Source organism: Citrobacter cronae (genome assembly GCF_016893685.1).
GTDB lineage: Bacteria > Pseudomonadota > Gammaproteobacteria > Enterobacterales > Enterobacteriaceae > Citrobacter > Citrobacter werkmanii.
Genome location: NZ_CP069763.1, coordinates 1,405,175 through 1,416,330, shown reverse-complemented (window position 1 = coordinate 1,416,330; position 11,156 = coordinate 1,405,175). Strand labels below are relative to the sequence as shown.

At 50.0% G+C, this 11,156-nt stretch carries 11 protein-coding genes, 1 rRNA gene and 1 pseudogene; 4 read left to right on the top strand and 9 right to left on the bottom strand.

Annotated features, from left to right (window positions below):
- Window positions 1–38 precede the first annotated feature (38 nt).
- From hemN to JSN25_RS06055, 3 genes and pseudogenes are all read right to left on the bottom strand, one after another.
- Complete coding sequence (gene hemN / locus JSN25_RS06065) at window positions 39–1,412, bottom strand: oxygen-independent coproporphyrinogen III oxidase (RefSeq protein WP_038635842.1); 1,374 nt, start codon at window positions 1,410–1,412, stop codon at window positions 39–41.
- 188 nt (window positions 1,413–1,600) lie between these two features.
- The gene (gene yihI / locus JSN25_RS06060; protein ID WP_204525528.1) at window positions 1,601–2,113 is read right to left on the bottom strand and encodes a Der GTPase-activating protein YihI; all 513 of its coding nucleotides are present in this window, start codon (window positions 2,111–2,113) and stop codon (window positions 1,601–1,603) included.
- A 103-nt stretch (window positions 2,114–2,216) separates the two neighbouring features.
- Window positions 2,217–2,465, bottom strand: a pseudogene (locus JSN25_RS06055) (hypothetical protein).
- Window positions 2,466–2,674: 209 nt separating this feature from the next.
- On the opposite strand from JSN25_RS06055, the gene yihA reads away from it, so the two are divergent.
- The gene (yihA, locus tag JSN25_RS06050) at window positions 2,675–3,307 is read left to right on the top strand and encodes a ribosome biogenesis GTP-binding protein YihA/YsxC (protein WP_069324898.1); all 633 of its coding nucleotides are present in this window, start codon (window positions 2,675–2,677) and stop codon (window positions 3,305–3,307) included.
- 119 nt (window positions 3,308–3,426) lie between these two features.
- Here the strand turns inward: yihA and spfP are convergent, their stop codons facing one another.
- Both spfP and polA read right to left on the bottom strand, forming a co-directional pair.
- Window positions 3,427–3,474 carry a small protein SpfP gene (gene spfP / locus JSN25_RS22540; RefSeq protein ID WP_071892919.1) on the bottom strand — a complete coding sequence of 16 codons (48 nt, stop codon included), beginning with the start codon at window positions 3,472–3,474 and terminating at the stop codon, window positions 3,427–3,429.
- Between the two features lie 166 nt (window positions 3,475–3,640).
- Window positions 3,641–6,427: a DNA polymerase I gene (gene polA / locus JSN25_RS06045; protein WP_085049698.1), complete on the bottom strand. Its 2,787-nt coding sequence runs from the start codon at window positions 6,425–6,427 to the stop codon at window positions 3,641–3,643.
- Window positions 6,428–6,790: 363 nt separating this feature from the next.
- Between polA and JSN25_RS06040 the strand changes: the two genes are divergently transcribed.
- Entirely contained in the window at window positions 6,791–7,726 is a 936-nt protein-coding gene (locus JSN25_RS06040) for an acyltransferase (RefSeq protein ID WP_038635830.1), read from the top strand.
- A 13-nt stretch (window positions 7,727–7,739) separates the two neighbouring features.
- Here JSN25_RS06040 and dsbA read toward each other — a convergent pair whose 3' ends face one another.
- The 3 genes from dsbA to JSN25_RS06025 form a co-directional block, all read right to left on the bottom strand.
- Window positions 7,740–8,363, bottom strand: a complete 624-nt coding sequence (gene dsbA, locus JSN25_RS06035; RefSeq protein WP_038635827.1) for a thiol:disulfide interchange protein DsbA — start codon at window positions 8,361–8,363, stop codon at window positions 7,740–7,742.
- A gap of 16 nt (window positions 8,364–8,379) precedes the next feature.
- Window positions 8,380–9,366 carry a serine/threonine protein kinase gene (locus JSN25_RS06030; protein ID WP_204525527.1) on the bottom strand — a complete coding sequence of 329 codons (987 nt, stop codon included), beginning with the start codon at window positions 9,364–9,366 and terminating at the stop codon, window positions 8,380–8,382.
- Window positions 9,367–9,442: 76 nt separating this feature from the next.
- Entirely contained in the window at window positions 9,443–9,712 is a 270-nt protein-coding gene (locus JSN25_RS06025) for a YihD family protein (RefSeq protein WP_003028616.1), read from the bottom strand.
- 69 nt (window positions 9,713–9,781) lie between these two features.
- On the opposite strand from JSN25_RS06025, the gene mobA reads away from it, so the two are divergent.
- Both mobA and mobB read left to right on the top strand, forming a co-directional pair.
- Window positions 9,782–10,366: a molybdenum cofactor guanylyltransferase MobA gene (mobA, locus tag JSN25_RS06020; protein ID WP_038635818.1), complete on the top strand. Its 585-nt coding sequence runs from the start codon at window positions 9,782–9,784 to the stop codon at window positions 10,364–10,366.
- The gene (gene mobB, locus JSN25_RS06015; protein WP_204525526.1) at window positions 10,363–10,866 is read left to right on the top strand and encodes a molybdopterin-guanine dinucleotide biosynthesis protein MobB; all 504 of its coding nucleotides are present in this window, start codon (window positions 10,363–10,365) and stop codon (window positions 10,864–10,866) included. The genes mobA and mobB overlap by 4 nt, the downstream gene beginning before the upstream one ends.
- A 163-nt stretch (window positions 10,867–11,029) precedes the next feature.
- On the opposite strand, the gene rrf is transcribed toward mobB, so the two are convergent.
- Window positions 11,030–11,145: ribosomal RNA gene (gene rrf, locus JSN25_RS06010) — 5S ribosomal RNA — on the bottom strand.
- Window positions 11,146–11,156 lie beyond the last annotated feature (11 nt).

Here is an 11,156-nt window from a genome sequence, read left to right as displayed (position 1 = left end):
CGTAGGCCCGGTAAGCGCAGCGCCACCGGGCAACCCGGCTAAATGACGCGTGAGAACTGCTGCATCCGCGCTTTCTGGCGCAGATAGGCATCAAAGCACATGCAAATATTCCGAATCAGCAGGCGGCCCTTAGGCGTAACCTGAATCCCCTTCTCATTCACATCCACCAGCCCATCCTTCGCCAGCGGCGCCAGCAGTTTCAGGTCTTCGGCAAAATAGTCAGCAAAATTCAGATCCCATTGCTGTTCCACGGCGGCATAGTCGAGGCGGAAGTTGCAGATCAGCAGCTTAATCACATCCCGACGAATACAGTCATCGCGGGTCAGCGCAATTCCACGCCATAACGCGTTCCCCTGCTCGTCTACCTGCTGATAATAGCGCTTCAGCTCTTTTTGGTTCTGCGCGTAATTGTCGCCAATCATACTGATGGCCGATACGCCCATCCCCAAAAGATCGGTATCCCCCTGGGTGGTATACCCCTGGAAATTACGATGCAGCACACCTTTGCGTTGAGCAATCGCCAGTTCGTCATCCGGGCGAGCAAAGTGATCCATGCCAATGAACTGATAACCGGTTTCGGTCAGTGACGAGATGGTCTCCTGCAGGATATCCAGCTTCTGTTGCGCGCTGGGCAGGTCGGCATCTTTGATTTTGCGCTGAGCAGCAAACAGCGTTGGCAAATGCGCGTAGTTAAAAACGCTCAATCGGTCTGGATTTAGCTCAGCCACACGTTTCAAGGTAAAGGCAAAGCTCTCCGGCGTCTGTTTTGGCAGGCCATAAATCAGATCGATGTTCGTCGAGGTAAAGCCAATCTCCCGCGCATGATTCAGCAGCGCAAAGATAAATTCTTCATCCTGCTCACGGTTAACCAGACGCTGAACTTCTTTATTGAAATCCTGTACGCCCATGCTCAGGCGATTAAAACCTTCAGCACGTAAGTGATCGAGTACATCCAGCTCAATTTCACGCGGATCAACTTCGATCGAGATTTCCGCGTCCGCATTAAAGTTGAAGTTGCCACGCAGCAACGACATCAAACGGCTGATTTGCGCTTTATTCAGGTACGTTGGCGTGCCGCCGCCCCAGTGCAGTTGGCTGACATGGCGTCCGGCAAACAGCGGTGCGCGATGAATGATCTCTTGTTCTAACACATCGAGGTATTGATCGGCTTTATGCTGCTGACGCGTCACAACCTTGTTGCAGCCGCAGAAGTAACACAGTTTATGGCAGAACGGGATGTGAACGTACAACGAGAGCGGACGCTCAGGGTATCGCGCCACAGCGTTTAAAAACGCCTCGGCGCCGTAGTCTTCAGAAAACTCCAGCGCGGTTGGGTACGAGGTATATCGTGGCCCGGAATAGTTATATTTCTGGATCAGGGCCAGGTCCCAGTCTATTAGCTGCTCTGACATGCTCACTCCTTCCGATGGCGTCTCTGGCGGGTACGGCGTACCGGCTTAACCCCTGTGCGAGTAATAAGCCGGTTGCGCAGCCACTTCTGTCGCCGCGACAACCGCTGTAGTTTAACGAATAACCACACCAGATAACATATAACCGGAAGGGTTATAAGCAGGACGGGAAGACCCACGGTGTAAAACCGTTAGTTGCCGCCTTTCAGCAGACGCATCATGTCTTCCTGTTTTTCTTCTTCTTCCTCGTCTTCCTCATCATCGTAAGAGAGACCCAGCTTTTGCATCAGTTCATCAATGCGATCCAGCTTGGCATCAACCCAGGTCTGATCCTCCGCACTCAGGGTTTCTCCTGCTTCAAGACGTTCCAACAGCGCATCCAGGCGCTCATCCGTTTCCAGTAAATCCAACTCAGCCTGTGGTGAAAGCATAGGTTTCTCACTCTTCGGTTTGTGCTGTTTGGTGACTTTTTCGGTCACGCCCAATGGAATGGGGGTTTTACTGCCAATACGAGGATCTTGTTGCTTATTTTGCTTTCCGCCACCAGATGCGCCATCGCTTCCGGACGCACGGCTACCCGCCGCATGGCCACGGTGTTTTTTCTGGCGCTTACGGTCGCGATCTTCCTGGTTAATTTCTTCGCGTGTTTTACGACGCGCTTTTGCAGGACCTTTACCGCGTGGTGTAGAAGTTGGTTTCATCATGATTCGTCTTTGGCTGTTTTTATTCAGTATATATTTGCGCCGGAATCTAGCAGAAATAAAGAAAAAAGGCGACAGAGTAATCTGTCGCCTTTTTTCCTGACTCTCAACCCTTACGGGCTCTACTATCCCTGTTGGCTATCAACACACCCTGTTTTTCCCTTAGCCTGAAACATTCCGTGTTGTTTCCATTTCCTTTTACTAACGTCTCCGGACGTTTGTCTTCCTGACAATCCTGTGTCTTCGCCTCCTGGCGCTCCTGACCCTCATCCTGAGTCGTCTATCCTGTCAGCTTCCTCGCTATGGGCACTACTTTACCGTTTTGGCTTAAACGTACAAGTAACCAAGGTAACAATTTCGGATTTTAAGAATACTGCCTAACCATAACCCTATGATTTATTTGGGCCATGTCATTTTTTACCCTGTCATCTCGTATAGATACTATCGGCAATGTCTCACAAAGTGAGTGGTTTTTACTTACACTGGCTACGCGTCGAAAAACCAGCCTTTTGCTGGTGTTCAGGTATAATCGCTGCAAAGCCTTGATTGATGGAGAGGACCGCTTTGACTAACTTGAATTATCAACAGACGCATTTTGTGATGAGTGCGCCTGATATTCGCCACTTACCTTCCGATACCGGAATCGAAGTGGCTTTTGCTGGCCGTTCCAACGCAGGCAAATCCAGTGCGCTAAATACCCTGACTAATCAAAAGAGTCTGGCGCGTACATCTAAAACACCGGGCCGTACTCAGCTCATCAACCTGTTTGAAGTCGTTGACGGCAAACGCCTGGTTGACCTGCCGGGGTACGGTTACGCCGAAGTGCCGGAAGAGATGAAACGCAAATGGCAGCGCGCACTGGCGGAATATCTGGAAAAACGTCAGAGCCTGCAAGGCCTGGTCGTGTTAATGGATATTCGTCACCCGCTTAAAGATCTGGACCAGCAGATGATCCTATGGGCGGTAGAGAGCAACGTTCAGGTTCTGGTGCTGCTGACCAAAGCAGACAAGCTGGCCAGCGGCGCGCGCAAAGCTCAACTGAATATGGTACGTGAAGCCGTGCTGGCATTTAATGGCGATGTGCAGGTAGAAGCCTTTTCATCACTGAAAAAAATGGGCGTAGACAAACTGCGTCAGAAGCTGGATAGCTGGTTTAGTGAACTGGCACCGGTTGAAGAGATTCAGGACGGGGAATAATCTCCCGCTATGCCGGATGGCGTCGCTGCGCGTCTTATCCGGCCTACGGCGTGAGCGAAACTTTTCTTGCGCACAATAAAAAACGCCCCAGTCATTACTGACTGGGGCGGCTAAAATATTCAGCCAAATCCGATTACGTGAAGTAAAAGGTCTGAAAGATAGAACATCTTACCTCTGTACCCTACGAGAATAACTTTACTCTTTTTTGAGCAGCTCAGAAAGCACTTTTTGTAATTTTTTTTCATTCCTTACATAGGGAATTCTAATGGACATCACAAAAAGTTCTATCTTATGTTGCTTAGTTACGAAAAATGGCCGTTATTCAGTCACCCCTTAGTGCGCCTGATCCCAGTTTTCACCACTACCGACTTCCACTAATAACGGCACGTCAATCTGGGTCTCGTTTTCCATCAGTTGATGGATCTTTTTCGACACACTTTCCAGGTCATCTTTGTGCACTTCAAACACCAGTTCATCGTGAACCTGCATGATCATGCGCACGCGCGGTTGCTCGGTTTGCAGCCATCCGTCTACGGCTATCATGGCTCGCTTAATAATGTCTGCGGCAGTACCTTGCATCGGGGCGTTGATTGCGGCACGTTCAGCACCCGCACGACGAGCGCCATTACTGGATTTAATATCCGGCAAATAGAGGCGACGACCTTCCAGCGTTTCAACGTAACCCTGCTCTTTTGCCTGTGCACGCGTGCGTTCCATATATTCCAGCACGCCAGGATAGCGTTCGAAGTAGAGATCCATGTACTTCTGTGCTTCCTTGCGCGGAATATTTAACTGGCGAGCAAGACCAAAGGCGCTCATCCCGTAGATCAGACCGAAGTTGATAGCTTTCGCGCTGCGGCGTTGTTCGTTAGTTACTGAATCCAGCGGTAAGCCAAAGACTTCAGCGGCCGTTGCGCGGTGAATATCTTTCCCTTCGGCAAATGCGGTAAGCAAGCCTTTATCACGCGAGAGGTGCGCCATGATACGCAGTTCAATCTGCGAGTAGTCCGCGGAAACAATCACGTAGTCTTCCGGCGCAATAAACGCCTGGCGAATACGACGACCTTCGTCATTACGTACCGGGATGTTTTGCAGGTTCGGATCCGTTGAAGACAAGCGCCCGGTCGCGGTAACAGCCTGATGATAGGAGGTATGTACGCGCCCGGTTTTCTTGTTAATCATCAACGGAAGCTTGTCCGTATAGGTCGACTTCAGTTTTGCTAACCCGCGATATTCCAGGATCACTTTCGGCAATGGGTAATCCAACGCAAGCTCTTCCAGTACCTCTTCCGATGTTGATGGTGCGCCGCCAGGCGTTTTCTTCAGCGGCTTAATGCCCTGCTTTTCAAACAGGATGGTTTGCAGTTGCTTGGTGGAAGAGAGGTTAAACGCTTCGCCGGCAATCTCGTGCGCTTTTTGCTCCAGCTCGTTCAAACGCAGCGTCAGCTCTTCTGAATGCTTGTGCAGAACAGCCGGATCGATTTTCACACCGTTGCGCTCAACGCGAGACAAAACCGGCACCAGCGGCATATCAATATTTTCAAAGACGTTCAGCGGCCCTTTATGCTGCTGCAATTCTGGCCACATCTTCAGATGCAGCTGTAGCGTAACGTCGGCGTCTTCCGCAGCGTAACGACCGGCCTCTTCCAGCGCTATCTGGTTAAAGGTCAGTTGGTTTTTGCCCTTTCCGGCAATCTCTTCAAAGGTAATGGTTTTATGTTTCAGCCAGCGGTCCGACAGGCTGTCCATATCGTGTCTACCGGCAACGCTGTTAAGAATGTAGGACTCGAGCATGGTGTCAAAGGTGATGCCGCGCAGCTCGATGCCATAATTCGCCAGGATGCCGCGATCGTACTTCAGGTTTTGCCCGACTTTGTGCGCGTTCTCATCTTCCAATAGCGGCTTCAGCAGCGCCAGCGCGCGGTCGCGCGCGATCTGATCGGGGGCATCCAGGTAGTCATGGGCAACAGGAACATAGGCAGCCACGCCCGGTTCAATGGCAAAAGACAGTCCAACCAGATTCGCAGAGATATTGTCCAGGCTGTCAGTTTCTGTATCAAAGGCGAAAACGGGCGCTTTTTTCAGCTTCGCGATCCACTCTTCCAGCGTCGCTTCATCCAGAATCGTCACGTAATTATCGTAGGAAAGAGCCGTCGCAGGTTCTTCCGGCGTAGCCTCGACGACGATTGTTTCCTGCGGTTTAGCCGCTGGCTTCGTTCCTTTCGCCTGTAGCCATTTACCGGATTCTACGTCTGCAACCCAACGCTTAAATTCGTACTGTTTAAACAGGCCAAGCAGTTCATCTGTTGCGGGCTGCTTCACTTCCAGTTGCTCGCAGGTTAACTCCAGCTCAACATCTGTTTTAATGGTCGCTAATTGATAAGAGAGGTACGCCACCTCTTTATTTTGCTCAAGCTTGCCCGCCATGGTTTTCGCACCACGGAAAGTCAGCCCCGCAATTTTGTCAGATTCAGCATAAAGGGTATCCAGCCCCCCCAAGCCCTGGAGCAGAGCCTGAGCCGTTTTTTCACCCACGCCAGGTACGCCAGGAATGTTATCGGAGGAGTCGCCCATCAGCGCCAGGAAATCAATGATCAGCTCAGGTGGCACACCGTACTTATTCACCACTTCATCCGGGCCGAGGATCGTATTGGTCATGGTGTTGATCAGGGTGATGTTCGGTGTCACCAACTGAGCCATATCTTTATCACCGGTACTGATCAGCACCGGACGACCAACCTTTTCCGCTTCACGCGCCAGCGTACCGATAACATCATCGGCTTCCACGCCTGAAACAGCCAGTAATGGCAACCCCATCGCTTTTACCATCGCATGCAGAGGTTCAATCTGCGCACGCAGATCGTCAGGCATTGGCGGGCGATGTGACTTGTAATGCTCGAATAATTCATCACGGAAGGTTTTACCCTTAGCGTCGAATACCACAGCAGCATGGGTCGGCTGATATTGTAGAATCAAGCTACGCAACATGTTGAGAACACCGTACATCGCACCAGTAGGTTCTCCTGCGCTGTTAGTCAGCGGCGGAAACGCGTGATATGCGCGATAAAGGTAAGATGAGCCATCTACAAGGATAAGTGGGTTTTCTGGGATCTGAACCATAATGTCCGTGCCTGTTTATCAGATTATGGGTAAAGGATGCCACAGACGGGATGAAAACATGAGTTTTTCGCCGTTTTTGTCGAAAAACTTTTGCAGTTCTTCTGCTTTGATCGCAAATCAAACTGTGGATAACTTTGTGAATAAAAAATTTTCAGCGCTTTAAATATAGCAAGTTAATTATTGAACAATTACATTTTTTCATATATTTCAGTTAATTAAAGAAACTTACAGCATTTTATCCCATTTTTATCGCTTGTCTCCTGATGTGGATAGATATTCCTTTTTTTTCTATTCAGGGAAGATCCATCATTTGGTTCGTTTTCTGATAAAATTAGCCCCTTGCGCCTCTTTAGCGCACTGTCTATGGCTAACCTTTTGAATAATTTAATTATGACAAGAATACTCGCTGCGATAACGCTGTTGCTGAGTATCGTATTGACCATATTGGTCACGATTTTTTGTTCTGTGCCGATCATCCTTGCCGGGGTTGTAAAACTCCTTTTGCCTGTTCCTGTCGTCTGGCGCAAGGTTTCCATCTTCTGTAATTTCATGATGTATTGCTGGTGTGAAGGTCTGGCGCTACTTCTACACCTCAATCCACGATTGAAGTGGGACGTCGAAGGGCTGGAAGGTCTTAGCAAAAAAAACTGGTATCTGCTCATTTGTAATCATTACAGCTGGGCCGATATCGTTGTGCTTTGCGTTCTGTTCCGTAAGCACATCCCGATGAATAAATATTTTCTCAAGCAACAGCTGGCCTGGGTGCCGTTTATTGGTCTGGCCTGCTGGGCGCTGGATATGCCGTTTATGAAACGTTATTCACGCGGCTATCTGCTCCGTCACCCGGAACGGCGCGGTAAAGATGTGGAAACAACGCGTCGTTCCTGCGAGAAGTTTCGCGTACACCCGACAACTATCGTGAATTTTGTCGAAGGTTCACGCTTTACTAACGAGAAACGTGAGCAAACCCGCTCCCCCTATCAAAACCTGCTCCCACCTAAGGCGGCCGGTATCGCTATGGCATTGAATGTGCTGGGGTCGCAGTTTGATAAGTTGCTGAACGTCACGTTGTGCTACCCGGAAAATAGCAGCCGCCCTTTCTACGATATGCTGAGCGGCAAATTAACGCGTATTGTCGTGCGGGTGAACCTGGAGCAAATTCAAGAAGAGTTGCACGGTGATTACGTGAACGATAAAGGTTTCAAGCGTCGGTTTCAGCTATGGTTGAATACGCTCTGGAGCGAGAAAGACGCGCAAATAGATGCGATTAAAGCCACAAACAAAAAAGCCGGTCAATGACCGGCTTTCGCTTTTACTTCTGACTAACCAGGAATTTCACGGTATCCGCATACTGCTGTACAAAGATATCCATGCTGCTGGTATCCATGCCCTGCGGGTTTACCTGGTATTTACCATTCACGAACATCGCCGGAACGCCCTGCAGCTGTAAATCAGCCGCCGCTTTTTCCTGCTGCGCCACGAGTGATTTCACCACAAAGCTGTTCCATGCCGCATCGTAGTCTTCACCTTTAATACCCGCGTCGACAAACACTTTACGGATATCTGCAACAGACTGAACGGTCTGGGTTTTCTGAACCCCTTCAAACAGCGGAACAGTGACCTTATCTTCAACGCCAAGTGCCATAGCAACAGCCCAGGCCTGCGTCAGATCTTTACCCAAAGGCCCAAGAAACTCGACGTGGTATTTGGTCATCTTGGTGCCTTCCGGCAGTTTTTTCTTCACGTTATCAGACACATGAAGCACTTCTTCAAACTGGTAGCAATGCGGGCAGTAGAAGGAGAAGAACTCCAACACTTGCGGTTCACCCGCAACAGGCTTTTCCAGAGTGATGTATTGTTTGCCATCCTGGAACTGCGCCGCAGATGCGCTAAAAGCTAAAACCATACCAGCCAGCGCCAGCCATATTTTTTTCATGTTCAAGTTTCTCCGATTAATACATTGGCGTTAATTGTAAGGGGGGCTCTTGCAGAATTTTTGCCTGCTCAATAAAAGTTGCGGTCTGACGATGCCAGTAATCTTCCCCAGTTAACCACGGGAAGTTTTTTGGAAACGCAGGGTCACCCCAACGTCGAATCAGCCACGCAAGATAATAAACTAAACGCATAGCACGTAAAGGTTCGATCAGTCCGATTTCTGTCGTGTCGAACTCACTAAACTCTTCATAAGCCTCGATAATGGTTTCAAGCTGCATGCGTTGTTCAGCTTTATCACCATTGAGGAGCATCCATAAATCCTGAACAGCCGGACCATTGCGGGCATCATCTAAATCGACAAACATTGGGCCGTCACGCCACAGAATATTGCCGGCATGACAATCACCGTGCAGGCGTAACGTGGCAAAACGCGTATGCCAGCATTCGGAAACCACTGTAATAAGTGAATCCGTTGCTTTCAGGAAGGCTGCTTTTTGCCCTGATGGAATAAGTTGGGCCTGTTCAAACAGTTTACGCGGTTCGGTCAGATACTCTTCAAGGCCAATCGTGGAACGGAAAGCGAAATTACGCTTGCCGCCAGTCTGGTGCATACGCCCCAGATAGCGCCCAACCGCCTCCATCTGATCGATGTTATCTGCCTCAAACTGGCGCCCGCCGACGCTTGGGAAGATCGCATAATGAAAACCCTGATGGCTTAACAGCGTTTGGCCATTCAGTACCAACGGTGCAGCAACCGGCACTTCATCGCTCACCAGCTCCAGAGCAAACTGGTGCTCCTCCTGGATCTGATCGACGGACCAACGCTCAGGGCGATAAAACTTAACGACAAAGCGTCTGCGGTCTTCGTCCTGAAACTGATAGACACGGTTTTCATAGCTGTTAAGCGGGGTAAGCCCGGAGTCCACCCGGATCCCCTGCTCAAACAGCGCATCCATGATGGTATCCGGGTGTAGCGTCTGGAAAGTAAAAGCGTTGTCGTTCATCCCATCATCCGGAAAATACTACGAATGATTCAGGATATCATTTCGCAGCGCTTTCGGTGGCGGCGATTACAAGCTTTTACTCTTTAATTACGCCACGTGCGCGGAGAAGGGCTGTTTTAAAATCTTCTTCATAATCTTTCTGAATACCTGGGATGACGGCGTCTTTCGCCGAGTCACGCATTTTCAGGTGATAGATCAGAATGTCATCAGTTAAATCCGCCAGTTCACCGTCAAAACCTGACTCTTGCGCCAGTTTCTGTAAAAATTGCATCAGGTTAAGATCGGGTTCTTTCTGCCAGGCTGGCTGGAGGAGTTCAATAACTTCATTCAGGCGTTTACATTTCATGGTTGTGCTCCTTAGGCTCAATACGGATACGTTAGCAGGGTCAATCCCACATTAAAAGAGGCGATATCAGTGATTCTGGATAGTGCAATAACAGGGGTTGTGCTGGCGGGCGGTAAGGCCAGACGGATGGGCGGAACGGATAAAGGTTTGCTTGAGCTGGACGGTAAACCGCTTTGGCGGCATGTAGCCGATACCCTCGCTTTGCAGGTCGAAACCGTAGTCGTTAATGCCAATCGCCACCGGGATATCTACCAACAAAGCGGCCTGAAAGTGATTCCCGATGCCCTGGCCGATTTCCCTGGCCCACTGGCCGGGATGCTGTCGGTATTCCTGCAGCAAGCGGGAGACTGGTTTTTGTTCTGCCCGTGCGATATGCCCTATATTCCTCACGATCTGGTCTCTCGTTTAAAAGAGCAGCGCAAAGCTGCACCAATCGTCTGGGTGCATGATGGGGAAAGAGATCACCCGACCATTGCCCTGATGCACCGTTCCTTGCAGCCCTTGCTACAGGATTATCTTCAGTCAGGTGAACGACGCGTCATGGTTTTTATGCGTCAGGCTGGCGGTCATGCCGTCGATTTCAGCGATCATAAAGATGCATTCGTAAACGTGAACACACCTGAAGAACTCGCAAAATGGCAGGAAAAATCATGATCCCATTACTTGCCATTGCGGCATGGAGCGGTACGGGAAAAACCACGCTGCTAAAGAAACTGATCCCTGAGCTGCGCGCCAGAGGTATTAGACCCGGATTGATTAAGCATACTCACCATAATATGGATATCGACAAGCCCGGCAAAGATAGCTATGAGCTGCGCAAGGCAGGGGCGGCACAAACACTGGTCGCCAGTCAGCAACGTTGGGCGTTAATGGTAGAAACACCGGAAGAACCCGAACTGGATTTAGCGTATCTGGTAAGCAGGATGGATGCTTCGACGTTGGATATGGTACTGGTTGAGGGATTTAAGCATGAACCTGTTGCGAAGATCCTGCTTTTTCGCGAGGGCTACGGGCATAGTTCTGAAGAGTTGGCGATGGATGAGTTTGTTATCGCGGTTGCCAGTGATGTTCCGTTACCTGTGGATGTTCCATCATTAGATATTAATGATATACAGCAACTTGCTGATTTTGTTATGCAATGGGTAAGAAGATAACCACGGTGCCGCAATGTGCCTGATGCGCTGCGCTTATCAGGCCTACAAAATACGTTCAGTACAACGTAGGCCGGATAAGGCGGGACACCGCATCCGGCAGGTTTCATTTCGTACAGACGCAAAAAAGCCCATCCGGCAGGATGGGCTTCTTCACTTGTTTGATGCCTGGCAGTTCCCTACTCTCGCATGGGGAGACCCCACACTACCATCGGCGCTACGGCGTTTCACTTCTGAGTTCGGCATGGGGTCAGGTGGGACCACCGCGCTACAGCCGCCAGGCAAATTCTGTT